Below are 23,318 nucleotides of genomic sequence, written 5' to 3' on the forward strand. Positions count from 1 at the left end.
CGCTCACACCGCGCGGGGAATTGAACGCCAGTCCTTGTCATGGTCGGCCGATTGGCCTGAGCTTTGCCGCATGACTGTTTTCAGATCGACATGTCGAGGACGCTCGGCGCGAAGCTGCAGAGCTTTGTTTACATGCCACAACAGAAGTTCAGGCGTGAAGGGCTTGCGGACATAATCGTGCGCCCCGGCATAGATCGCCTGCAGTTCATCCTGTTTTCCGCTCTTGGCGGTGAACATGATTACGGGGATATCGTAGTATTTCTCCGAGGTGCGCAGCTCGCGCAGAACCTGGTTGCCATTCTTCTCCGGCATTTCCTGGTCGAGCAGGATCAGATCAGGCCGCTTCCAGGCAATCAGATCCATGAGCTTGCGGCCGTCGGTAACCCAGCCGCAAGCATGGCCATCATCCATCAGAATGTTGGCGGCGAGTTCGGCGATAATCTCGTCATCATCTGCGATCAGGATTTGTGCCATCGACGCGTCCTTTCCCGGGCGAACGAGCAATGCCCTAGGGCCTTGATCTCAAGACGGCCTTAGAGGTAGCCCCCGCAATTCCCCTTAGAAAGCGTGTTGGACTACTTGCTCGCCTTGTGCTGCGCTGCCACGGTTCCCTGCATGACTGATACCGCGATTCGAGTACCCTTTTTCGCCACCGATGCGATCCATAATTTCCGCGATTATGGCGGCTATGCTGTTAGCGGAGGAGGACGCGTACGCAGCGGCCTGCTATTCCGCTCGGGCCATCATGCTGAGGCGAGCGAAAGAGATCTTGCCTTGGTCTCCGATCTTGCCTTGGCGCATGTAATAGACCTTCGCGGCGACAACGAGCGGGCTCGACACACCTGCCAGCGGCCGGAAGGGTTTTCCGCGCAGGTACATTACTTCGAAGGTGAGACTGCCGGCCTTGCACCTCATCTGGAAGCGGCAGAGGGCAGCGTGGACGCTGCGGGCGCGCATGCGGCGATGGTCGCGCTTTACGGCGCTCTGCCTGATCGCGCGGGTCTCAACTGGATTCTGAAGCGCTATTTCGAAGCCCTGTCCGCAGGTGACGGAGCCAGCCTGGTACATTGCGCCGCCGGCAAAGACCGCACCGGCATCGCGGTCGATCTGCTCCACCATGCGCTCGGGGTCCATCCAGACGATGCATTGGAGGATTATCTTCTTACCAATCACTCGCCGCGCAATGAGGAGCGGATCGCGCACGGAATGGCGCTTATGGGCGGCAAGCATGGCGCAAGGGATGAAGCGACCATGCGTGTACTCATGGGCGTCGATGCCGCTTATCTCGAAGCCGCGCGCGCCTCCGTTAAGGAGCGGTTCGGGTCGACCGATGCCTATCTGGAACAAGTCCTCGGGGTTGATGCAGCCAAGCGAGAGGCGCTGAAAGACCAGCTTGTGGATGGGTAAGCCTAAGCCACCTTTCGCGAATTGAAGCGAACGGGCGCAGCGCTTACATCACCCGCAAGAGACAAGGATTACGATTATGGCTACCCATCGCACGAAGATGCTTATCATTGGCTCCGGCCCGGCTGGCTATTCCGCCGCGATTTATGGCGCGCGCGCCATGCTGGAACCGATCGTGGTGCAGGGCCTGCAGCCAGGGGGTCAGCTCACTATCACCACAGATGTCGAGAATTATCCGGGATTTGCGGACGTCATTCAGGGGCCTTGGCTGATGGAGCAGATGCAGAAACAGGCTGAGCATGTCGGCACGCGGATGATGTGGGACACGATCGTTGAAGTCGACCTTGAAAGCGGCCCTCCCTATCGCGCGGTTGGCGACAGCGGCGACGAGTATATCGGCGACACCCTCGTCATCTGCACCGGCGCACAGGCGAAATGGCTCGGCGTTCCCGGAGAGCAGGAACTTGGCGGCAAGGGCGTGTCGGCTTGCGCGACCTGTGACGGGTTCTTCTTTCGCGGCAAGAAAGTTGCTGTGATAGGCGGCGGCAACACAGCGGTCGAAGAGGCGCTCTATCTCACCAATCACTCTGATGATGTGACGCTGATTCACCGCCGCGATGAACTGCGTGCGGAGAAGATCCTGCAAGAGCGGGTGTTCAAGTCCGACAAGATCTCGACGCTCTGGAACAAGACAGTGACCCGCTTTGTCCCTGGTGATGATGGTGCGCTCAATCATTTGGTTTTGACAGACACGCAGACCGGCGAGGAAAGCACGCTTGAAGTCGACGGAGCATTCGTCGCGATTGGGCACGCCCCTGCGACGGAGCTGTTCAAAGGCAAGCTCGCAATGGACTCAAGCGGCTATCTCGATGTTGAGCCGGGTACTCCCAAGACTGCGATCCCCGGGGTTTTCGCGGCAGGCGATGTGACCGATCACGTCTACCGCCAGGCAGTCACGGCGGCGGGCATGGGCTGCATGGCCGCGCTCGATGCAGAGCGCTTTCTTGCGACTATGGAATTTGAGAAAGAGCCAGCCACCGAAGCAGCGGAGTAAGGGCAGGGCGGTGCGAAGGCGCCCTCCCGCGCACCATGCCTACATGTGAATGTCGAAGGTCACGATCGTCGCGTGGAAGATCAGCGCGATCAGCACCAGGCTCGACAGTGCGAACAGAACGAAACGCACCATAACCCTGTTTGCAGTCACTTGCACCAGTGAGTGCGCGACCCGCAACCCGACGTAGATCCACGCCAGCAGCGCATTCATGCCATCGCCATGGCCGACGATCGCCAGCACAATTACAATCGCATAGAACACAGTCGGTTGTTCATGCAAATGGTTGTAATTGTCCGCCTTCCAGTTGACTTTGTCTGGCAACTGCTTGCGCAGCGAAGCACCGGTCGTTCCGACCAGTTTGGTCGGATCTTCAATCTCTTGAGATCGGCTCATCGCGGGGATGCGCGTCGCATACATCCACGCCCACATGATCATGGTCCAGATCGCCAGGGCGACCACGGGTTGAAGAATTTGCATTCCGTTCAAGAGACAACTCCTGGATCAAAAAACAGGGTCGCGATGACAGCCCTCACCGCAAGGGCGGCCAGCGCGAAGGTGGAAAGCAGGAACAGCGTAATCCGCACGGGAATTGTATTCACCAGCGATTGCCACAGCGAATGCATGATGCGCAGCGCAACATAGATCCATGCCAGCAGAACATCGGTGGCGCCTGCGCCCATGATCGCAAGAATGATCACCGCCGGATAGAAAACCGTCGGCTGCTCCATCAGGTGGGAGTAGTTGTGCGATTTCCAGTTGACCTTGTCAGGCAGCGCGCTCTCCAAATCCTGCCCGCGAATGCCGGGCTTTGGCTTGATGGAGCCTTTTTCTGCCTTTGAGATGGCCGGAAAGCGCGTGGCTGCCATCCAGACCAGCATCACGATTGACCAAAGCACCAGCACGGCAGCTGGTGCGAGCATTTGCGCTTGCATCATATCCCTCCCATTGCAGAACAGACCCTGCGAAACCAAAATAGGTTTGTCAATTGCAACCTATTCTCCTTCTGCGATGGTGGCCGCAAAGCTTGATGGATCGGTGTTGCCGCCGGTGAGCATGATCACGCTGCTTTCGTCGAACGGGACTTTCCCGGCAAGCGCAGCGGCGAGCGCGGCGGCACCGCCCGGCTCGAGGACCAGATGCAGTTTGGCAAATGCAAACCGCTGAGCCGCACGAACCTCTTCATCGGTCACCGCAACACCGGGTTCGGCTCTCCCTGAAAGCAAAGCAAGGTTGAGCGGTTTTGTCGCGGTCGGCTGGAGCGCGTCGCAGATCGTCCTGGGTGCATCAGCTGCTGCGCGCACAAGTTCTCCCGCGGCGAGCGATTGTCCGACCATGTCCCAGCCGAACGGCTCGACCGGGTGGATTTTCGCTTCGGGACAAGCGATAGCAAGACCGGCGGACAGGCCGCCGCCGCCGCAGCAGGCGATGATCCGGCTTGGCTGTCGGCCCAGTTGCTGTGTGATTTCCACCCCGGCGCTCCCCTGGCCCTCAATCACCCAGGGATCGGCAAAGGCATGGACCAGCACTCCGCCGTGTTCGGCGATAACATTCGCGGCAACGTCATCACGGTCCTCGTTCGCACGGTCATAGGTGACGATCTCAGCGCCCAGTTCGCGGGTCGCTTCGAGTTTCACCTGAGGCGCATCGGCAGGCATGACGATCGTCGCCTTGAAGCCCAGCCGCCGTGCGGCCCATGCGACGCCCTGCGCATGATTACCGCTGGAAACCGCGACCACCCCTTGGGCACGTTCGCTCTCGGTGAGGTTGGAAAGCCGCCACCATGCGCCGCGAATCTTGAACGCACCTATCGGCTGCAAATTTTCAGCCTTCACCCAGCAATTCCTGCCCCCAATCTCGACCGGGAGCAGCGGGCTGGGGGGCAGGATGCCTGCCACACTGTCAGCCGCCGCGAGCACGCCTTCTCGAGTTGGGATTCGTTCAGTCATGGAGCTTGATTCCTGAATGGCCTCTCCATGTTGGATACGCATGTTACACAGTCCTGGGAATGGAAATTCAGCCGCTTCCACAGGTCTGTGCGGGAAGGGCGGGACAGGGTGCAAGTCGAGGTCATCCGGCCATAGTGCTGGGAAATGCAGCGGTAGGAAATTCTGGATCGATTTACGCGGACAGCGCGTTGCCCTAATGCGCCCAAGAATCGTTTCCGAAGGAACAATATTATGTCGACAGTCCTCGTAATCGGAGCCGGCGGTGTAAGCTCGGTCTGCGTCCACAAGATGGCCATGAATGCCGGGATTTTCAGCGATATCCATCTCGCCAGCCGCACCAGGCGCAAGTGCGATGCCATCGCCGAAAGCGTAAAAACGCGCACTGGCGTGGATATCAACACGTACGAGATCGATGCCGAGGAAGTCCCGGCTGTCGTTCAGCTGATCAAGAAGGTCCAGCCAAGCCTGCTCGTCAACCTAGCGCTGCCGTATCAGGACCTGCCATTGATGGACGCCTGTCTGGAAGCGGGCATCGATTATCTCGACACCGCGAACTACGAACCCAAGGACGAAGCGAAGTTCGAATACAAATGGCAATGGGCCTATCACGACCGGTTCAAGCAAGCTGGCTTGATGGCGCTGCTCGGCTCCGGCTTCGATCCGGGTGTCACGAGCGTTTTCACCATGTGGCTCAAGAAGCATAAGCTGAAGACCATCCGCACGCTCGACATTCTTGATTGCAATGGCGGCGATCACGGTCAGGCTTTCGCCACCAACTTCAACCCGGAAATCAACATCCGCGAAGTCACCGCGCCCGCGCGGCATTGGGAAAATTGCGAATTCGTCGAAACCCCGGCGATGGGCAAGAAGGTCGAGTTCGATTTCGAGGCCGTTGGCCCGAAGAATATGTACATGATGTATCACGAGGAGCTGGAAAGCCTCGCGAAGTTCAACCCCGAGCTTGAACGCGCGCGTTTCTGGATGACCTTTGGCGATGAGTACATCAAGCATCTGACCGTGCTGCAGAATGTCGGCATGACCTCGATCGAGCCGGTCAAATATCAAGGCAAGGAAATCATCCCGCTGCAATTCCTCGCCGCCGTGCTGCCGAAGCCTGAAACGCTCGGTGAAACGACCAAGGGCAACACCAATATTGGCTGCATCGCGACCGGTGAGGCGCTCGATGGTTCAGGCGAAAAAACATTCTACATCAAAAACATATGTTCGCACGAGGCGGCTTATGAGGAAACCGGGAATCAGGCGGTGAGCTATACCACGGGCGTTCCGGCGATGATCGGCAGCGCCATGATGGTTCAGGGCATCTGGAAAGGCGAGGGCGTCTTCAATATGGAAGAGATGGACCCCGATCCGTTCATGGAGATGCTCAACCAGCACGGCCTGCCATGGACGGTTGAAGAGCTGGATGGGCCGGTCGAATTTTGAGGTGTTGACCCTTTGGTTCGATCGCTCATGAGCAATGTGAAGGCTCCGACCAAGCTATTCTTGGGCTGCTTGAGTGGATGCGTTCTGACGCTATGCTCACCTGCGCTTGCGGGGGAGAAGTCTGCCGATACCGAAGCGGCAAGGCTATTTGATGCCGCCGCCGCGTGGGAGGAATTCGAGCAGCTTTTGCGCGGAAAATACGCGTACATTGATCGCGATGATATGGATGTTGATGCGCAGCTCGCGCGTTCACAAGAGCTTGCTTCGCAAGCAGAAACGAACGACGAATTTCGCCGGATCATCCATCAAACCGCACTCACCTTTATGGACCCGCATTTGATCGTCGGACCGTTTACGGCCGACGATTATGCGATTGTCATGACCGCAGCTGATCTCGATGCACGGTTTGAAGGGGGACGCCTGCTGATTTCAGATGTTCGCGCTGGCTCGCCTGCATTCGAAGCGGGCATTCGCAGTGGCGATGAAATGCTCGCGATTGATGGTGAGCTTCCGAATGTGGCAGCGATGCTCCCTTTCGGAAAAGTCTTGGCTGAACCGACAGCGGCTCAACTGGATTATGGAGCAACCCTGGCGATAAACGGAAGGCGCGGGCACGCTCGCAAACTTCAGGTTCGTGGTCCGAGCGGAGAGGTGCGGTATCTCGAACTTATCTCGGCCACGGAATTCGCGCGCTCGCTTGATGACCGAGAGCCGGTCACACTGACTCGCATTGGAGAACAAGCGGAGATCGCCGTCATTCGCATCAACAACTCGCTGGGCAATAATGACACGATCATTGCCTTCGACCAGGCAATGAAAGCTGCCCTGAGCGCGAAGGCCATCGTGCTCGACATGCGAGATACGCCAAGCGGAGGCAATACCGAAGTCGCTCGCTCCATTATCGGCCATTTTACGCGTGAAATGCGTCCTTATCAGGTGCACGAGATCCCTGCTTTCGAGCGCGAATTCACTGTGCCTCGGCGGTTTGTGGAATATGTCTATCCACGTGAACCGAATTACGCTGGTCCCGTCTACGTCTTGCATGGCCGCTGGACAGGCAGCATGGGAGAAGGGATTGTTATCGGTATGGACGCAGCGACCGATGCGGTCACAATCGGCTCTGACATGGGCGATCTGCTGGGCGGTCTGTGGAATTGGGACCTTGAAAAGAGCGAAGCGCGTGTCGATTTGGGCGGAGAAGCTTTGTTCCACGTGAATGGAGCTCCGCGCGAAGATTTCGTAGCGAACGTCCCGTTGACCCCGGCAGACACTGATGCTGAAGGGAATGATCCTGCGATTGCTCAAGTACTCAAGATGCTTGGAACAGGCAGCTGATGGAAACCAAAGCCGGCGATCCGGGCGCTTTCGCCCATTTTGATCTCTCCCGCGTCGAGAGTCCTGCGTTCGTGGTCGATGCGGCGAAGCTGCGCGCCAATTGCCAGGTGCTGGCCGATATTCGCGATGCGGCGGAGATCAAGGTGCTGGCGGCATTGAAGGCGTTCTCCATGTGGTCGGTCGCGCCGATCATCGGCGAATATCTCGACGGGGTATGCACCAGCGGCTTGTGGGAAGCACGGCTCGCCAGCGAGTTCTACGACGGCGAGATTGCGACCTATTGCGCCGCTTACAAACCGGACGAGCTGGAAGAGGTCTTGCGGCTTTCTGACCATGTCATTTTCAATTCGCCCGGCCAGATCGAGCGGGCTGCACTGATCCTCGAACACGCGCGGAGCACGGGCCAGGATTTCGACATCGGCCTGCGGATCAATCCGATGGTGCCGACCGGGGAAGTTGCGACCTATGACCCATCATCGCCCGGCTCGCGGCTGGGCTTTCCGCTCGACCAGATTACCGATGAGGCGATGAAGGGCGTCAACGGCATCCACTTCCATAATCTGTGCGAACAGGACCTTGAGCCGTTGAAGCGCACTTGGGATGCGGTGTTCGACGCCATCGAGCCCTATTTCGGCCAGCTCGACTGGATCAACATGGGCGGCGGACATCATATCACACGGGCGGATTATCAGCGCGAGGAGTTGGTCGAGTTCCTGCGCGATGCCAAGGCCGATACAGGTGCGGAAATCTATCTCGAGCCGGGCGAGGCAGTTGCGCTCGATGCGGGGATCCTGGTGGGCACGTTGCTCGACACCGGTTTCAATGGGATGCCGGTGGGGATCACCGATATCTCCGCGACCTGCCACATGCCGGATGTGATCGAAGCGCCCTATCGCCCGGCGATGCTGGGTGAGATCTCCGACGAAGAGCACATTCCGATCCGCCTTGGCGGTCCGTCCTGCCTCGCCGGCGACGTCATCGGTGATTACCGCCTCCCGGTCCCGGCACAGCCCGGCGCGCGTTTCGCGTTCCTCGATCAGGCGCATTACTCGATGGTCAAGACAACGACTTTCAACGGGGTGCAATTGCCCTCGATTTACCTCTGGGACAGCGAGACCGACCAGCTCGATCTGGTGCGCGCGTTTTCTTATGAAGATTTTCGGAACCGTTTGTCCTGAGAGCGTTGGTTTAGAAACCGACGAAACATGGCTTCGCCGCGCAAGAAGAGCGCATTTTTCATTTGCGATTCAGCTCTGAGGCCCTATAGGCGCCTTTCCGCTGCCCCAAGGGGACTTCCTAACCGCAAGGCAGCTTGTCGTTTCATGGTTTCAACGAACCGTTTTGGGGGTCCCTTGAGTTGCACATTTACCCTGACGCTCGTTCTGTAATTCGCGCTCACGCGCCGGACGAGCCTGTTATCCTCAATCGCCCGCATGCTGCGCGTCGCGCAGCGCGTTTCTTCGTGGAGAAATTCCCGGGCAAGGTGCTCTATGCGGTGAAGGCCAATCCTTCGCCCGAATTGGTGCGCATTCTGTGGGATGCAGGCGTGACCCATTTCGATGTTGCGTCCATCGCGGAAGTCCGTCTGGTGCGTGCGGCTCTGCCCGATGCCACACTGTGCTTCATGCACCCGATCAAGACCGCCAAGGCGATTGCCGAGGCGTACCACCAACATGGTTGCAAGACCTTCAGTCTCGACACGGTCGAAGAGCTGGAGAAGATCGTCGAGGCCTGCCGTCATCCTGAGACGGGTGAAGCGGCAACTGACCTTCGTCTGGCAGTGCGCCTGCGCGTCAGTTCCGAGTTTTCCGAGCTCTCGCTCGCGGCCAAGTTCGGCTGCGACCTGCTTGAAGCGCCACAATTGCTTCAGGCTGCACGCCAGCATTGCGACTGGCTGGGCGTGTGTTTCCACGTCGGCAGCCAGGCGATGAGCCCGTTTGCGTTTGTTCAGGCGCTCGACCGCACCCGCGCAGCGATCGCTGAGGCTTCGGTCGTGATCGACATGATCGATGTGGGTGGGGGCTTCCCGAGCATCTATCCGGGCATGGAGCCACCGCCGCTCGAAGACTACTTCCAGATCATCCACCACCATTTCTACGCGCTGCCGATTGCATACAACGCTGAGCTGTGGTGCGAGCCGGGCAGAGCGCTGTGCGCGGAATATTCCTCTTTGATCGTCAAGGTCGAGAAGCGCCGCGGCGACGAGCTCTACATCAACGATGGCGCCTATGGCGCGCTTTACGATGCGGCCCATGTCGGCTGGAAGTTTCCGGTGCAGGCGCTTGAGGATGACCTGCGCGATCCGGAGATGGACTTTTCCTTCTACGGGCCGACCTGCGATGATGCAGACTACATGGCTGGGCCATTTCCGCTGCCAAGCGACATCCAGGCGGGAGACTACATCGAAGTCGGTATGCTGGGAGCCTATGGTGCGGCAATGAAGACGGGCTTTAACGGCTTCGGCAATGCCGAGCAGTTCGTGGTCGAGGACGAACCCATGGCAAGTCTCTATGACGGCAGCCGCGAACGGCCCGAAGCGGACAATGTGGTGAGCTTGCGGTAGGGCATCAGGTGGCAGGGCTGACGCGTCAAAGCGCCAGCCTTGGCATTGCCACTCGGTTCCTGAACAGGTGCCCGCGCAGAGACCAGATGAAATAGGCGAGCAAGAGCGCCCATGGCAGTGCCATGTACTCACCGACAAAGCCCCAGCCGCCATTCCATCCGCCGCCGTCGAGGCCGCCCGTCAGGACGTAACCTGTCTTCAGCAGGCTGAGGAAGATCATCAGGGGTACGGCAGCGCGGACAATCGCGGAACGCATCACAGTGCGGGGCTGGAAGTACACGAACAGCAAGACGGCAAGCCATGCCTCAAGGAACTGGTTGTGCCCGACCTTGTAGGCGAAGAAGACAAGCGGGAGCGCAATCGCAAGGGCAAGCTCCCATTCCATCTCGCTCGCCCAGGCATAAAGCGCAAGCAGGGACGCAAAGCCGAGCAGGACGAACACACTCTTACCGGTTGTGATTGCACAAATCCCGCTCGTAGCAGATGAACAAACGCTCACTTCGAGAAGCCAGGCGAGAGACAAGCCCTTCGCGCCCCGTTCAACGCCGAAGGTGAACGGGCTGAGGACTGCATCTCCCCACACGATCATCGCGAGTGCCATGCCTGCGGCAAATGTCGCGGCGGCAACCAGCAGCAGGCCGAACCGCATGGCGCGGTCCTTCTCCAGCGCGAGAAAGGGCGCGAACAGCAGCGGATAGAATTTGATCAGCGCACCGAGGCCGAGCAACAGACCTGCGAGAAGGAACCAGCGTTCCCGGCGGCACAGGCAGGCAAGGCCAATGCACAAGGCGGGGATCGCATCGTTCATCCCTTGGACGTAATTGGTGAAGATCACCAGCGGACTGAGCACGAGGATTGCCAGGCCGAAGAACAGCTTGTTCCATGTCAGAACGCCATTCCTGTGGCTGTCCCAGGCCAGCACTGCGAAGAGGAACACAATCGAGCCGGAGATGATCAGCTTCGGCACCAGCCAGTTGATCTGGAAAAGCAGCCCGAACACCGCATGGATCGGCCCATAGGCATTCGGCGCAATCGCCTCGCCCATATGCTCGGTGGGCCAGGGGTTTCCTGTTGCGGCCTGTGCGTGCCACTGGTCGAGATACATTGAATAGTCACCAGTCCCACCTGTCACGACGGTGATCGCAAAGGCGAGCAAAGATACAGCTGCAATCACCACCAGGAGTGCGAGCGAAGTGACGCGCTGGCGCAAACCTCCAGCGCCTTCAAGCGACTTCGGAGAACCCTCTTGTGTTAGCATTTGACCACTGTGTGCGCCAGGCGTTGATTGTGCAACTGCGAATGAACACCGCGACGGCTGTTCCCTGCCCATGCGCCGGATTGCAGGCAAGCATCAGCGCTCCCGCTTCTCGGCAAAGCAGTGCGGCCGAGGATTGCTCCCCGGCCGCACGCATTCTCAATTGGATCGGGTGCTTACTGGCCGAAGCGCAGCAGAAGCTGCAGTCCGCCGCCGAGGTCCGGACTGCCATCGGCAAGGCCGGTATAGCCATAGCCCTGAAGGCGCAGGTTATCATTGAGCTTGTAGGTAGCTGATGCTGTAATCTCGCTGATGTCCGGCGCGGTTACTGTCGAGCCTTGCCGCCAGTCATAGTCGAGACCGAGCGCCAATCCGCCAGCATTGGTATAGAGGCCGACACCGCCGAGCCAGACGTCGCGCAACTCGAACAGATCGCTCGAGCCGTTGAAACGCCGGCCGCCATAGGCTCCGAGGCTGACAGGTCCGATCGTATGAAGCAATTCGCCCTGCGCAACAAAATCTGTCGAGCCTGTACCCAGGAACTTGCTTTCCGAAGCGGTGGGGATCTTCACTTTGCCGACAGCGTCGAACCATGTGCCTTCGGCAACGCCCATCGAATATCCTGCGGCCACCCAGACATCGCCTATGCCGCTGCGCGAGGTGACTTCGCCGCCCGGTTGGCCCGGTGTAACGCCGCCGTCACCCGGAATGATCCCTGAGGGGCCCTTGACGTCAACCCACGATGTGGAAGCGCGAACATACCAGTCACCGCTCTGATATTTGAGCGAGAAGGGGATGGCGAGGAAGTCAGTGTCTTCCACATCGCCATAGTCGCCCGATGAGTAATCAACGCCGGTGCCAATTTGAATGTAATCATCGGCAGCAGCAGGCGTTGCCATCAACATGCAAACGGGCAGGAGCGCTGCAAGCGTGACGTAACGATTCTTCATGATGAGTGTCCTCATTTTCCCTGACGTGCGATGTGCCGCAAGGCGAATGGCCCTGCGGCACATCGGTAGCTTTTGGTCTGAAGCTTATGGACGGCCTGGCTTTTCAGGCTTCTCAGGCTTCTCAGGCTTTTCAGGTTTCTCAGGCCGCTCGGGCTTTTCCGGTTTCTCGGGCTTTTCCGGCTTTTCGGGCTTTTCAGCCTTTTCCGGACGTTCGGGGCGGGTCATGCCTGAGCGATCATGCTCGACAATTGCTCGGCTGCCCTTCTCCTTGGTGATGGTGTGCGTTATGCCTGAAGGGGTTTCCACCGTCTGGACGAAGCCGGTCGTGACCGATTGCGTGGTCACATTGCCGTCTTCGTCGGTGACTTCGCGCTCTTCCGTCGTGGATTCGCGGGTTACGACAGCACCATTGCTGCTGCCCTCGGTTTCGCCGCCGTCGGTGCCGTCTGTGCCTTCGCCGCCTTCAGTGCCTTCGCCGCCTTCAGCGCCGTCGCCGCCGTCTGTGCCTTCACCACCGTCTGTGCCTTCGCCGCCTTCACCACCTTCGGTGCCGCCGTCACCTCCGCCATCGTCCTGGGCGTAGACAGGTGTAAGGCTCGATGCAGCCAGCAGCAGTGCGAGCGACGTGAATATTGTCTTTTTCATTGGATTTCCTCTGCTCAAGTCCACCCTGTTCCTGACTGAAATGCCCTAATGTCAGGCTATCAGGCAAGGTTACCAAGGCGAACTGCCGCGCGGCTGAGGTGGGCTGCGAACCCTTTGGAAGTGAGAGAGCTGGCGCGGTTAAGCGGATTAATCAAAACCGACGAACCGCACTGCTTCCTCAGTCGGCCGGCGGGTGATGTAGACCGCGTTGGCCGGAAAGTCCGGATCAGGCCAGCCCATTGCGACGGCCTTCATGATCACCTGGGTATCAGGTATTCCGGCATTTTCGCGCACAACGGGGCTTTGCATGATGCCTTGTGAATTGATCACACAGCCGAGCCCGCGCGACCAGGCGGCATTGACCAGCGCAGTCGTGGCCGCGCCGCAATCGAACGCGGTATCGTCGCTGGTCGACAACTCGCGGTCATAGGTCACGATCACGCATACCGGCGCATCGAACTGGCGAAAGCCGCGCAGCACCCAGTCCTGCCGTTTCTCCTTGTCGTCGCGGGCGATTCCCATCGCTTCGAACAATTGCACAGCGCAGCCGATTTGCCGTTCGCGGTGCACGCCAGCAAAGGGCTCGCCCCGGCGGAACTCGCGGCTGTCAGGCTCGCCTGCGAGGATCCGTTCGGTATTGCCCTTGCGGATCCGGTCGAGCGGCTCGCCCGTGATGACATGGAAGTGATAGGGCTGGGTGTTCATCGAGGAGGGCGAGCGCATCGCGAGCGAGACGATCTCTTCGATCAGCTCCCTTGGAACAGGTTTGTCGAGATAGCCGCGAATGCTGCGCCTGCCGCGCACCACTTGCTCGTAGGTCTGATCTGGGTTTCCAAACACGCTCTCTCTCCTGCAAAATCGTCAGCGTGCTAGCGCAGGATTTTAGGAGCGCCAAGAACGCTACGGCATGGAGAGCCGATCAGGCAGCCTCGGCAAGCTCAAGCTCGAGGCGGTCCCAGATCTCGACGAGAGCCGATGCAAGCTCGTCCATCATGTCCTCAGTATGGTGTGGACCCGGCGTGAAGCGCAGCCGCTCTGTCCCGCGCGGCACAGTCGGGAAATTGATCGGCTGGACGTAGACACCGTACTCGGCAAGCAGGATATCGCTGATCTTCTTCGCCCGCACCGGATCGCCCACCATCAGCGGGACGATATGGGTGACGCTGTCCATAACGGGCAAGCCGGCATTGCGGAACTTGTCTTTGAGCATGGCAGCGGCTGCCTGCTGCGCGTCGCGCTCTTCGCTGGAGGCCTTGAGGTGCTTCACTGCGGCGAGCACACCTGCGACCAGAACCGGCGAAAGCGAAGTCGTGAAGATGAAGCCCGGCGCATAAGAGCGGATGCAGTCGATCACGCGCTTGTCGGCTGCGATGTAACCACCCATAACACCGAATGCCTTGCCGAGCGTTCCTTCGATAATGTCGATCCGATGCGCTGCTTCGTCGCGTTCTGAAATGCCGCCACCATGCTCGCCATACATCCCGACCGCGTGAACCTCGTCGATATAGGTGAGCGCGTTGTACTTTTCGGCCAGATCGCAGATCGCGTGGATCGGAGCGACGTCGCCATCCATGGAATAGACGCTTTCAAACGCGATCAGTTTGGGCGTGTCGATGTCTTCGGCGGCGAGCAGCTCTTCAAGGTGCTCGACATCATTGTGACGGAACACGCGCTTCTCGCAGCCGGAATTGCGGATGCCGGCAATCATGCTGGCATGGTTCAACTCATCGGAAAAGACTACACAGCCCGGCAGTAGCTTACCCAATGTCGAGAGCGTCGCGTCGTTGGAAACATAGCCGCTGGTGAAGGTCAACGCGGCGTCCTTGCCGTGCAGATCGGCGAGTTCCCTTTCGAGCTCGACATGCAGATGCGTGTTACCGCCGATATTGCGGGTGCCGCCGGAGCCTGCGCCCACGTCATGCAGCGCGTTTTCCATCGCTTCGATGACCTTGGGGTGCTGACCCATCGCAAGGTAATCGTTCGAGCACCATACGGTGATCGGCTTGGGCCCGTTGTGGCCGTGGAAGCAGCGCGCATTGGGGAACGCGCCCTTGTTGCGCATGATGTCAATGAAGACGCGATAGCGCCCTTCCTCGTGCAGGCGGTCGATCGCCTTGTCGAAGATCATATTATAGTTCACGCGCGTCGTTTCCGCTTCATGGCCGAGTCCTTGCGCCGGACTCATCGGTGGATCGGAAGCGCGATGTAAGGCGAAAAGTTCCAGATTTCTACTGCGATCTTTGCGAGCGATTCGCAGCTCAGAACGCCTCAACCTCTGAAAAACCGTGGGTTTTCAGATAAGGCAACAGAGCTTGCGCAGATTGCACGTCCCCGGTTGCAACGAAGCGGCTTGACGGGCCGGAAGGAAATTCCTGACCATCGGTCAAGTGGGCAATGCGCCGCGCGATCCCATCCGCGCCGTGGACGAAGCGCGTGCCAGGCGCAAAATGCTCGGCAAGCTCTTCCTCAAGCAGCGGGAAATGGGTGCAGGCGAGGACCACGGTGTCGATTTCGTCCCCGCCGGGCAGGGCCTTCAATCCTTCGGCGGCGGCACGGATCGTATCAGGCGAGGGAGTATAACCGCGCAGCTTGGCTTCAGCGGCCTCGACCAGTCCAGGTGCGGCAAAGCGCAGCAGGCGCTTGTCCGATGCAAACTCGGCTTCGAGATTGTCGACATAGGCCTGGCGGATGGTCGCTTCGGTCCCGAGCAGACCAATCGTGCCAGAGCGCGTCACGCTTGCAGCGGGCTTGATCGCGGGGACAGTCCCGACGATCGGAACTTCGAGCACTTCGCGCACCATGCCGAGCGCGATGGTGCTGGCGGTATTGCAGGCGATGCAGACCAGCCGTGGTTTGTAGCGTTCGCTCATCCGCCCGAGCAGCCCCGCCACCCGCGCGGCAATCTGTGCCTCGGTCTTGGTGCCATAAGGCAGCCCGGCAAGATCCGCGGCGTAGATCACCGGTGCATTGGGCAGGCGCTCGCGCAGCGCGCTGAGGACAGTCAGCCCGCCGATGCCGGAATCGAACAGCAGGATGGGGGAGTCTTTATCCAAAGTGAAAAATTCCGTTCGCCCTGAGCCCTTCGATAAACTCAGGACATGCTTGTCGAAAGGCCGTACTTACTTTTACAACAAGATCAAACAAGAAGGGCAGAGCTTCGAAAGGCTCAGCCCGAACGGAGTCGGTAATTTGGAACCTCTCTTCGCAGCACTGCTGGGATATGCGCTGGGCTCGATCCCGTTCGGGCTGCTGCTGACCAAGGCCGCAGGCATGGGCGATGTGCGTCAGATCGGCAGCGGCAATATCGGCGCGACCAATGTGCTTCGGACGGGCAATAAGGGGCTGGCGGCTGCAACGCTGCTGCTTGACCTTGCCAAGGGGTTTGCGCCGGTCTTTATCGCGGGTGAGCTGTGGGGCGAGGTTGGACAGGTGTTTGCCGCCGGTGCCGCGGTGCTGGGCCACTGCTTCCCGGTCTGGCTGGGGTTCAAGGGTGGGAAGGGCGTGGCCACAAATGCTGGCGTTGCGTTCGGTCTCGCCTGGCCGATCGGGCTTGCTTATGCGCTGATCTGGTTGAGCATCCTCGCAATCTTCCGCATTTCCTCGCTTGCCGGGATGAGCGCGGTAGTCGCGGCTGCTGCTGCTGCGCCGCTGTTCGGTTATCCGCAATTCTTCCCGGTGCTGGCAGCGATTGCAGGCCTTATCATCTATTTGCATCGTGAGAACATCGCGCGGCTGATGAAAGGCGAGGAGCCGCGTATAGGCGGCAAGAAGGACTAGCACGCGGTTCTGCTAACAATCCTGTAATTTGACCCTTGCAGCCCCTTGGCGATGGGTTGAGTGATGGGCGAAACACTCACGCAATCAGAAGCATTCGCCCGCATACGCTTGCTGCGCTCCCCACATATCGGTCCAATCAGCTACCGCCAGCTACTCGCCCGTTTCGGCGACGCGGCAAGCGCGCTGGAGGCGCTTCCTGAACTCGGGAGCAGAGGCAAGCGCAGCTATTCGGCTGCACCGGTCCAACAGATCGAGCAAGAGATCGACGCGGTCAAGGCCGCCGGTGCGCGCTACCTGTTTCACGACCAGCCAGACTATCCCGCGCTGCTGGCTGAGCTCGACAGCGCACCGCCGATCATCACCATGCGCGGGCGGCTGGAGCTGGCGAAGCGGCCCTGCGTCGCGATGGTGGGCGCAAGAAATGCGTCAGCCGCCGCGATCAAGCTGGCGCGCGAATTTGCCCGCGACCTGGCGGGCGAGGGTTACACAATTGTCTCCGGCCTTGCGCGCGGTATTGACGGGGCCGCGCATGAGGGCGCTTTCCCACACACCATCGGCGTGATCGCGAGCGGGATCGAGATCGCCTATCCGCCGCAGCACGCCGACTTACAGGAGCGGATCGCAAGCGAAGGCCTGCTGATCGCAGAGCAGCCGCCGGGTACCGAACCGCGCGGCAGCCACTTTCCGTCGCGCAACCGGATTATCGCAGGGCTGGCCGCAGGCACGCTGGTGGTGGAGGCTGCACCCAAGTCCGGCAGCCTCATCACCGCTAGGCTGGCAGGCGAGGCAGGCCGCGAGGTCATGGCGATCCCCGGCAGTCCGCTCGATGCGCGCTCGCTCGGCTGCAATCAGCTGATCCGCGAAGGGGCCGTGCTGGTGCAATCGCCGGAGGATGTGGTTGAGTTGCTGTCCGGTTTTGATGGCAAACCGCGCTCACGCGTTGCGGAAGCTGCCAATGGGTTTGACTGGTCGGAGGAAGAGTTCGCAGAGTCTGAGCCAGCGGACATTTCGACGCTGCTTTCGACGGCGCCTGTCGCCGTCGACGAGCTCATCCGCCAATCTGGTGCCAGCACGGCTTCAGTGCAAATGGCGCTGCTGGAGCTTGAAATTTCGGGCGAACTCGTCAGACATGCGGGAGGGCGGGTTTCGTTAGCGGGTTAGAATTATCCATCTTGACGAACCCGAATTGACCACCCCACCTTCGCGCGTACGTACACGTGTATGGGCACGTATACGCGTAAGGGAACGATCGAACTTCCATGCAGCTTGTCATTGTTGAGTCGCCAGCCAAGGCGAAAACTATCGAAAAATACCTCGGTGGGGACTACAAGGTCCTCGCGTCGTACGGCCATGTCCGGGACCTGCCGCCGAAGGATGGCAGCGTGCGCCCGGACGAGGATTTCGCGATGGACTGGGAGGTCTATGCCGACAAGCGCAACCGCGATCAGGTGAAGGCGATTGCCGATGCGGCCAAGAAGTCCGACCGGCTCGTGCTCGCGACCGACCCCGACCGTGAAGGCGAAGCGATCAGCTGGCACGTCCAGGAACTGCTCAGGAATCGCAAGGCGCTGCCTGCAAAGGTTGACCGGGTGACCTTCAATGCGATCACCAAGCAGGCGGTGACCGACGCGATGAAGTCTCCGCGCGAACTCGACCAGCCGCTGATCGATGCTTATCTCGCGCGCCGTGCGCTCGACTATCTTTATGGTTTTACGCTCAGCCCCGTGCTGTGGCGGCGGTTGCCGGGTGCGAAGAGCGCAGGGCGCGTGCAGTCGGTTGCCTTGCGTCTGATCTGCGAACGTGAGCGCGAGATTGAGGCGTTCAAGCCGGATGAGTACTGGTCGGTCATCGCCAAGCTCCAGCATGACGGGACGGCGTTCGACGCTCGCCTCACGCGCTTCAACGGAGAGAAACTCGACAAGCTGACGCTCGGCAATGAAGGTTCTGCCATGGCGGCGAAGGAAGCGGTCGAAAAGGGCCGCTTCACGGTCGAGGATATCGAGACCAAGCCGTTAAAGCGCAATCCTGCGCCCCCTTTCACGACGTCGACCTTGCAGCAGGAAGCAGCGCGCAAGCTTGGCTTTTCCGCGAGCCATACCATGCGCTGCGCGCAGTCGCTCTATGAAGCAGGCGCTATCACTTACATGCGGACCGACGGCGTGCAGATGGACGGCAGCGCAATTGCTGCCGTGCGCGATGTCATCGGCGACAAGTATGACCGTGCGTATCTGCCCGAAAAACCCCGCTTTTACGCAACCAAGGCCAAGAACGCGCAGGAAGCGCACGAAGCGATCCGCCCGACAGATTTTCGCAAGGAACGGGCAGGCTCAGGCGATGAAGCCAAGCTTTATGACCTCATCTACAAGCGCGCGGTTGCGAGCCAGATGGCGAGCGCTCAGCTAGAGCGGACAACGGTCAACATGCGCGATGCGACGGGCCAACACGAGCTGCGCGCGACCGGTCAGGTGGTGAAGTTTCCGGGCTTCTTCGCGGTCTACCAGGAAGGGTTCGACGACAAGTCTTCCGATGATGATGAGGACGGCCTGCTGCCGGTCCTGCGCAAGGGCGATGTGGCCGCCAAGCAGGGCGTTGAAGCGAACCAGCACTTCACCCAGCCGCCACCGCGTTTCTCTGAAGCGAGCTTGGTCAAGCGGCTGGAAGAGCTCGGCATTGGCCGCCCGTCGACCTATGCCTCGACCATCCAGACACTGCGCGACCGCGCTTACGTGCGAATGGAGAAAAACCGTTTCTTTGCAGAGGAATCAGGACGACTCCTGACAGCGTTCCTTGAACGCTTCTTCCCCACTTACGTCGCTTACGATTTCACCGCCGGAATGGAGGATGAGCTCGATACAGTCTCCGATGGGCGTGAGGACTGGAAGAAGCTGCTCGAAGCGTTCTGGAAGGACTTCAAGCCCAAGACCGAAGAGGTGATGGAGAAGAAGCCTTCGGAAGTGACCGAGGTGCTCGACGAATATCTCTCCGACTTCCTCTTCCCTCCGCGCGAAGATGGCAAGGACCCGCGTTTCTGCCCGATGTGCGAGCAGGAAGGACGCGAGGGCGGTCGTCTGGCTTTGCGCGGCGGGCGCTATGGTGCCTTTGTTGCGTGCCAGAACTATCCTGAATGCAAGTATACGCGCCGGTTCGCGCAACCCGGCGAGGACGGCGGCGATCCAGCAGAAGACGGTTTGATGGGTACAGACCCCGAAACCGGTTCGGAAGTGCACCGCAAGTCAGGCCGTTTCGGACCTTATGTCGAAATGGAAGTCGATGGCGAAAAGAAGCGTGCTTCGATTCCCAAGGACCTCGACGATTTCGATCTCGAATGGGCGATCAAGCTGCTCGGCCTGCCGCGCATTATCGGCGCGCATCCGGAGACCGGCAAGGAGATCGAAGCGGCGATCGGGCGTTACGGACCGTATCTGAGGCACGACGGCAAGTATGCAAAGCTGCAATCGACCCGCGAGGTGTTCGAAACCGGCATGAACGCGGCCGTGGCAGCGCTTGCCGAAGCGGCAAACCGCAAAGGCGGCGGCAGGGGCAAGGCGGAACCGATCAAGACGCTTGGCGCCCACCCCGTTTCAGGCGGCGAGATGAAGGTCATGCCGGGTCGCTATGGTCCCTACGTCACCGATGGTACGACCAATGCGACCATCCCCAAGGACGTGAAGCCCGAGGACGTAACGCAGGAACAAGCAATCGAGCTGATCACCGCGCGTGCCGCCAAGGCTCCAGCGAAGAAGAAGCGCAAGAAGGCACCAGCGAAGAAGAAGACCGCCGCAAAGGATTGATTTTCCGGACGCTGAAACGCCCTGTTCACCTTATCGCGTTGGTAAATCGTCAAGACTTGGCGCCTAGCCTCTCAGCCTGAGAGACCAAAGGCACGCCAGCGTGATCGAGATCGAAGTCCAGAACGAAACCCATCAAACGCAGGAGCGCGTTCGCTTTGCGGCCGTTCCGCGGATCGGTGAAGGTCTTCGCTTGCGCGAGCCGGACGGTATGTGGGCGAGCTACGATGTGCTCGACGTGTGGTATCAGAAAGCGGATTTCGGCGATGTCTGGATACCCTTCTTGCACGTCAAGCTTACCCCTGGCGAAGGGGTGCGGGATGAGCGCGAGACTGTTGGCGACATGATGCCCGCGAGTTTCGATTTCGGAACTGATTTGGGGCCGGGCTTCGGCGGGGAGATCGAACCATTCAAAATCTGATCAAACGCACCACGCGCAATCGCCACGCCGATTCACTCAACACCGATTTACTTGAGCAAGGTGAGGCGCAACTGCCCGCCATCACGACATCGCCAGATGCCGTCACGGATAGTCAGCATGACACCGATGCGATAGTGCGTGCGGCCAAGGCCATGCGCGATGTGAACGAGACCCGGCAAGCGCGCAGCAAGCGCTGCCTGGTCGTCGATGACAGCCGCGTGATCCGGAAGGTCTCATCCAAGATCGCCAAGAGCCTCGGCTACGACGTGATCGAAGCGCAGGATGGCGAGGAAGCTCTCGCGCGTTGCAAGCAGCAAATGCCCGACCTCGTGCTGACGGACTGGCAAATGCCGGAAATGGACGGCATTGCATTTGTCACCGCCTTGCGAGCGATCCCGACACCGCGCGCGCCCACAATTGTGTTCTGCACGTCAAAAGGAGATGCAAGAGATATCCACCAAGGGATCGCGGCAGGCGCGGATGACTATGTGATCAAGCCTTTTGACGAGGAAATGCTCAAGGCCAAGCTGGCAAAGCTCGGAGTCGCGTAGCGCCCCTGTTCGGCACAATTTCGACATTCTGCCGTGACAGCAGACAGCTTGCTGACTAGGCTCGCGTCTTAAATTCGCCAGTTGAGGATCAGTATTCTTGAGCAAGATGGACACTTCATTAGAAGAAGCGGCACGAGAAGCACGGATCGCGAACGAGCGCGAATTTCATAATGCGCGCTTCAGCGAGGAAACACGCGAGGCTCAGGGCAAGTATTACTCCAGCATTGCGGCGGGTACGCGGGCGTTTGAACGCCGGGTCAAAGAGCTCGCCAGGGGCTCGGACGTGCTCGAATATGGCTGCGGCGCCGCGATCCAAGGCATGCAGGTGGCGGCGATCGCCAATACTCTGACCGGGATCGATATCTCTGATGTGGCCATCGAGGATGCGCAGAAAGCGGCTGCACAGCGGGGCCTTACCAACACGCATTACCTCACCATGGATGCCGAGGACATGACCTTCGATGAGGGCAGTTTCGACCTGGTGTTCGGACGCGGGATCATCCACCACCTCGATCTGGATCGGTGCTTTGCGAGTATTGCCCGCGTTCTGCGACCGGGTGGCACTGCCATTTTCTGGGAGCCGCTTGGCCACAATCCGCTCATCAACCTGTATCGTGACCGCACGCCGGAAGCGCGCACGCCTGACGAGCACCCCTTGCTCAAATCCGATTTTGCGCTTGCGGAAAAGTATTTCGAGCTGGGCAGTTCACGCTTTTATGGACTCTCGACGCTTGCTGCGGTGCCCATGCGCGACACCGGGTTTGGAACTGTGATGATGAAGATCGCTGGCGGCCTCGATCAAGCTCTGTTCAAAACGCCGATGCGCTGGATGGCGTGGCACACGATGATGGAACTGAAGAAGAAATAGCCGTTCCACCGGGCCTTTGTGGGCCCTTTACGACTCTGTCGCCTACAAGCTCATGTAGCCCGCTAGCAGGCTCGCTGCGAGCGCCACCATGCTCGCCGCCAATGCGACCGCCGCGGGCCGTGCGCTTCGCTTGCCGTAAACGACGGTCACGCCCAGCTTCACGCTCATGTTTGCAAGGATAGTGCCGGCCACCGCGAGCGCTGCAAGATCGGTTGAGATCGTGCCCGGCTCCAGACCTCCCGCCGTGATGATGGCAGCATCGACGTCCATGCTGCCCATCAGCAGCAAGAGCACGGCGATCCCCTGTTCGCCGAATTCGCTCTGCGCCCAGCGTGCCGCGACCGCTGCGACCGCAACGAAAGCCACAAAGCCAAAGGCAGGGACCAGCGCAATCGGATTGCCTGGCGGGGCAGGGCCGGTGCCGCGCTCTGCCTTGCGATAAAGCCAATAGCTGACGAGGAGGCCCACGACGAGGGCGGGGCTGACCAGCGTTACGAAGGGTATCAGCAAGGCCTGTGCGAGGATCGCCACCAGAATGATCACGCGCAGATACATTACTGCCGTTGCGAGCGCTATTCCGGCATTCTCAGCGCCGCCGCCCTGGCCCGAACCCAAACGCTGTGAAAAGGACTGCGTGACAGCGGTCGAACTGTAAGCGCCGCCAATAATTGCGGTTGCGATTGTCCCTCTGCGCGCGCCGAAAATGCGGTTGGCGACATAGCCCAGAAACGAGAAACCCGTCACAATCACCACCACGAGCCACAGGGTGGTGGGCTCCCACGCATCATACGGACCAAACCGGCCCTCGGGCAGGAAGGGAAACACTGCAAGCGCAATCACTGCATAGCGCGCAAATGCCATCACATCCGCTTCATGGAGCGCGCCGACTAGCCCATGCAATTCGCTCCGCAAGGCGAGCAGCAAGGTCACGACCGCGCCGCCAGCGACAGCCAGTGCAGCATCGCCGGTCCCGCCAAGAAAGCCCAGCGCTACGGTCGCAATTGCGGCTATGGCCGAGGTGGCATCAGGTTTGCCGTCGGCGCTCAGCAAGCGCCAGTAACCGATCGCGATCACAGTGACAGTTGCAATCAATATCGCAGTGCCAATGGTTTCAAACCCAGCGACAGCCAGATAGCCCGAGATACCCGCGATCAGGCCAATCAAGCTGAAGGTGCGGATGCCGGCGACGCGCATGCCGTTCGCCTGAGCGCGCAGCTGCCAGCCGCGCTGGATGCCAATCATGAGGCCGACCGCGAGCGCGGAACCGATCTGGAGGATCAGGCTTTCTGGCGGCATGGCGTCGTGCGTCTCACCTCGC

23 protein-coding genes are annotated in these 23,318 nt (G+C 59.8%); 12 read left to right on the forward strand and 11 right to left on the reverse strand.

Going from position 1 to position 23,318, the window contains the following annotated elements:
- Nucleotides 1–3: 3 nt before the first annotated feature.
- Nucleotides 4–474, reverse strand: coding sequence for a PleD family two-component system response regulator (locus ACG9DO_RS08910; RefSeq protein ID WP_394727077.1), 471 nt, complete (start codon nt 472–474; stop codon nt 4–6).
- Nucleotides 475–615: 141 nt separating this feature from the next.
- Here ACG9DO_RS08910 and ACG9DO_RS08915 point away from each other — a divergent pair, with 141 nt between their 5' ends.
- The gene (locus ACG9DO_RS08915) at nt 616–1,407 is read left to right on the forward strand and encodes a tyrosine-protein phosphatase (RefSeq protein WP_394727079.1); all 792 of its coding nucleotides are present in this window, start codon (nt 616–618) and stop codon (nt 1,405–1,407) included.
- Nucleotides 1,408–1,483: 76 nt separating this feature from the next.
- Nucleotides 1,484–2,458 carry a thioredoxin-disulfide reductase gene (gene trxB, locus ACG9DO_RS08920; protein WP_394727081.1) on the forward strand — a complete coding sequence of 325 codons (975 nt, stop codon included), beginning with the start codon at nt 1,484–1,486 and terminating at the stop codon, nt 2,456–2,458.
- A 39-nt stretch (nt 2,459–2,497) separates the two neighbouring features.
- On the opposite strand, the gene ACG9DO_RS08925 is transcribed toward trxB, so the two are convergent.
- Genes ACG9DO_RS08925 through ACG9DO_RS08935 form a run of 3 tightly spaced genes read right to left on the reverse strand, consistent with a single transcriptional unit; the run spans nt 2,498 to nt 4,404 of the window.
- Entirely contained in the window at nt 2,498–2,944 is a 447-nt protein-coding gene (locus tag ACG9DO_RS08925; RefSeq protein ID WP_394727083.1) for an MAPEG family protein, read from the reverse strand.
- On the reverse strand, nt 2,941–3,390 hold the full coding sequence (locus ACG9DO_RS08930) for an MAPEG family protein (protein ID WP_394731242.1): 450 nt from the start codon (nt 3,388–3,390) through the stop codon (nt 2,941–2,943). The genes ACG9DO_RS08925 and ACG9DO_RS08930 overlap by 4 nt, the downstream gene beginning before the upstream one ends.
- Before the next feature lie 60 nt (nt 3,391–3,450).
- Nucleotides 3,451–4,404, reverse strand: a complete 954-nt coding sequence (locus ACG9DO_RS08935; RefSeq protein WP_394727085.1) for a threonine/serine dehydratase — start codon at nt 4,402–4,404, stop codon at nt 3,451–3,453.
- A gap of 231 nt (nt 4,405–4,635) precedes the next feature.
- Between ACG9DO_RS08935 and ACG9DO_RS08940 the strand changes: the two genes are divergently transcribed.
- From ACG9DO_RS08940 to ACG9DO_RS08955, 4 genes are all read left to right on the forward strand, one after another.
- Nucleotides 4,636–5,847 (forward strand): saccharopine dehydrogenase family protein, encoded by a 1,212-nt coding sequence (locus tag ACG9DO_RS08940; RefSeq protein ID WP_394727087.1) that lies wholly within the window; start codon nt 4,636–4,638, stop codon nt 5,845–5,847.
- Nucleotides 5,848–5,874: 27 nt separating this feature from the next.
- Nucleotides 5,875–7,182: a S41 family peptidase gene (locus ACG9DO_RS08945; RefSeq protein ID WP_394727089.1), complete on the forward strand. Its 1,308-nt coding sequence runs from the start codon at nt 5,875–5,877 to the stop codon at nt 7,180–7,182.
- Nucleotides 7,182–8,360: a carboxynorspermidine decarboxylase gene (locus ACG9DO_RS08950; protein WP_394727091.1), complete on the forward strand. Its 1,179-nt coding sequence runs from the start codon at nt 7,182–7,184 to the stop codon at nt 8,358–8,360. The genes ACG9DO_RS08945 and ACG9DO_RS08950 overlap by 1 nt, the downstream gene beginning before the upstream one ends.
- 179 nt (nt 8,361–8,539) lie before the next feature.
- Entirely contained in the window at nt 8,540–9,745 is a 1,206-nt protein-coding gene (locus ACG9DO_RS08955) for a type III PLP-dependent enzyme (protein ID WP_394727093.1), read from the forward strand.
- 25 nt (nt 9,746–9,770) lie between these two features.
- Here the strand turns inward: ACG9DO_RS08955 and ACG9DO_RS08960 are convergent, their stop codons facing one another.
- The 6 genes from ACG9DO_RS08960 to murI form a co-directional block, all read right to left on the reverse strand.
- Complete coding sequence (locus tag ACG9DO_RS08960; protein ID WP_394727095.1) at nt 9,771–11,003, reverse strand: glycosyltransferase 87 family protein; 1,233 nt, start codon at nt 11,001–11,003, stop codon at nt 9,771–9,773.
- Nucleotides 11,004–11,176: 173 nt separating this feature from the next.
- Entirely contained in the window at nt 11,177–11,950 is a 774-nt protein-coding gene (locus ACG9DO_RS08965; protein ID WP_394727097.1) for a hypothetical protein, read from the reverse strand.
- Between the two features lie 84 nt (nt 11,951–12,034).
- Nucleotides 12,035–12,595 (reverse strand): hypothetical protein, encoded by a 561-nt coding sequence (locus ACG9DO_RS08970; RefSeq protein WP_394727099.1) that lies wholly within the window; start codon nt 12,593–12,595, stop codon nt 12,035–12,037.
- A gap of 147 nt (nt 12,596–12,742) precedes the next feature.
- A complete protein-coding gene (locus ACG9DO_RS08975; protein WP_394727101.1) occupies nt 12,743–13,435 on the reverse strand; it encodes a nitroreductase in 693 nt (230 codons plus the stop codon).
- Nucleotides 13,436–13,514: 79 nt separating this feature from the next.
- Nucleotides 13,515–14,735, reverse strand: coding sequence for a 5-aminolevulinate synthase (gene hemA / locus ACG9DO_RS08980; protein ID WP_394731243.1), 1,221 nt, complete (start codon nt 14,733–14,735; stop codon nt 13,515–13,517).
- 118 nt (nt 14,736–14,853) lie between these two features.
- Complete coding sequence (murI, locus tag ACG9DO_RS08985; protein WP_394727103.1) at nt 14,854–15,648, reverse strand: glutamate racemase; 795 nt, start codon at nt 15,646–15,648, stop codon at nt 14,854–14,856.
- A gap of 136 nt (nt 15,649–15,784) precedes the next feature.
- Between murI and plsY the strand changes: the two genes are divergently transcribed.
- The 6 genes from plsY (at nt 15,785) to ACG9DO_RS09015 (ending at nt 22,000) form a co-directional block, all read left to right on the forward strand.
- Complete coding sequence (gene plsY, locus ACG9DO_RS08990) at nt 15,785–16,372, forward strand: glycerol-3-phosphate 1-O-acyltransferase PlsY (protein WP_394727105.1); 588 nt, start codon at nt 15,785–15,787, stop codon at nt 16,370–16,372.
- 63 nt (nt 16,373–16,435) lie between these two features.
- Nucleotides 16,436–17,533: a DNA-processing protein DprA gene (gene dprA / locus ACG9DO_RS08995; RefSeq protein WP_394727107.1), complete on the forward strand. Its 1,098-nt coding sequence runs from the start codon at nt 16,436–16,438 to the stop codon at nt 17,531–17,533.
- A 98-nt stretch (nt 17,534–17,631) separates the two neighbouring features.
- Nucleotides 17,632–20,163: a type I DNA topoisomerase gene (gene topA, locus ACG9DO_RS09000; protein ID WP_394727109.1), complete on the forward strand. Its 2,532-nt coding sequence runs from the start codon at nt 17,632–17,634 to the stop codon at nt 20,161–20,163.
- Between the two features lie 100 nt (nt 20,164–20,263).
- Entirely contained in the window at nt 20,264–20,581 is a 318-nt protein-coding gene (locus ACG9DO_RS09005) for a hypothetical protein (protein ID WP_394727111.1), read from the forward strand.
- A gap of 152 nt (nt 20,582–20,733) precedes the next feature.
- Nucleotides 20,734–21,132, forward strand: a complete 399-nt coding sequence (locus ACG9DO_RS09010; RefSeq protein WP_394731244.1) for a response regulator — start codon at nt 20,734–20,736, stop codon at nt 21,130–21,132.
- Nucleotides 21,133–21,238: 106 nt separating this feature from the next.
- On the forward strand, nt 21,239–22,000 hold the full coding sequence (locus tag ACG9DO_RS09015; protein WP_394727113.1) for a class I SAM-dependent methyltransferase: 762 nt from the start codon (nt 21,239–21,241) through the stop codon (nt 21,998–22,000).
- 42 nt (nt 22,001–22,042) lie between these two features.
- Here ACG9DO_RS09015 and ACG9DO_RS09020 read toward each other — a convergent pair whose 3' ends face one another.
- Nucleotides 22,043–23,296 carry an MgtC/SapB family protein gene (locus ACG9DO_RS09020; protein WP_394727115.1) on the reverse strand — a complete coding sequence of 418 codons (1,254 nt, stop codon included), beginning with the start codon at nt 23,294–23,296 and terminating at the stop codon, nt 22,043–22,045.
- Nucleotides 23,297–23,318: the final 22 nt, after the last annotated feature.

It is taken from the genome of Altererythrobacter sp. GH1-8 (assembly GCF_043702085.1).
Lineage (GTDB): Bacteria > Pseudomonadota > Alphaproteobacteria > Sphingomonadales > Sphingomonadaceae > Erythrobacter.

Excerpts from the sequence above, each read along its gene's own strand:
- ACG9DO_RS08910 (WP_394727077.1), bottom strand. The coding sequence starts at position 474 with ATGGCACAAATCCTGATCGCAGATGATGACGAGATTATCGCCGAACTC.
- ACG9DO_RS08915 (WP_394727079.1), top strand. The coding sequence starts at position 616 with ATGACTGATACCGCGATTCGAGTACCCTTTTTCGCCACCGATGCGATC.
- trxB (WP_394727081.1), top strand. The coding sequence starts at position 1,484 with ATGGCTACCCATCGCACGAAGATGCTTATCATTGGCTCCGGCCCGGCT.
- ACG9DO_RS08930 (WP_394731242.1), bottom strand. The coding sequence starts at position 3,390 with ATGCAAGCGCAAATGCTCGCACCAGCTGCCGTGCTGGTGCTTTGGTCA.
- ACG9DO_RS08935 (WP_394727085.1), bottom strand. The coding sequence starts at position 4,404 with ATGACTGAACGAATCCCAACTCGAGAAGGCGTGCTCGCGGCGGCTGAC.
- ACG9DO_RS08940 (WP_394727087.1), top strand. The coding sequence starts at position 4,636 with ATGTCGACAGTCCTCGTAATCGGAGCCGGCGGTGTAAGCTCGGTCTGC.
- ACG9DO_RS08945 (WP_394727089.1), top strand. The coding sequence starts at position 5,875 with ATGAGCAATGTGAAGGCTCCGACCAAGCTATTCTTGGGCTGCTTGAGT.
- ACG9DO_RS08950 (WP_394727091.1), top strand. The coding sequence starts at position 7,182 with ATGGAAACCAAAGCCGGCGATCCGGGCGCTTTCGCCCATTTTGATCTC.
- ACG9DO_RS08960 (WP_394727095.1), bottom strand. The coding sequence starts at position 11,003 with ATGCTAACACAAGAGGGTTCTCCGAAGTCGCTTGAAGGCGCTGGAGGT.
- ACG9DO_RS08965 (WP_394727097.1), bottom strand. The coding sequence starts at position 11,950 with ATGAAGAATCGTTACGTCACGCTTGCAGCGCTCCTGCCCGTTTGCATG.
- ACG9DO_RS08970 (WP_394727099.1), bottom strand. The coding sequence starts at position 12,595 with ATGAAAAAGACAATATTCACGTCGCTCGCACTGCTGCTGGCTGCATCG.
- dprA (WP_394727107.1), top strand. The coding sequence starts at position 16,436 with ATGGGCGAAACACTCACGCAATCAGAAGCATTCGCCCGCATACGCTTG.
- topA (WP_394727109.1), top strand. The coding sequence starts at position 17,632 with ATGCAGCTTGTCATTGTTGAGTCGCCAGCCAAGGCGAAAACTATCGAA.
- ACG9DO_RS09010 (WP_394731244.1), top strand. The coding sequence starts at position 20,734 with ATGCGCGATGTGAACGAGACCCGGCAAGCGCGCAGCAAGCGCTGCCTG.
- ACG9DO_RS09015 (WP_394727113.1), top strand. The coding sequence starts at position 21,239 with ATGGACACTTCATTAGAAGAAGCGGCACGAGAAGCACGGATCGCGAAC.
- ACG9DO_RS09020 (WP_394727115.1), bottom strand. The coding sequence starts at position 23,296 with ATGCCGCCAGAAAGCCTGATCCTCCAGATCGGTTCCGCGCTCGCGGTC.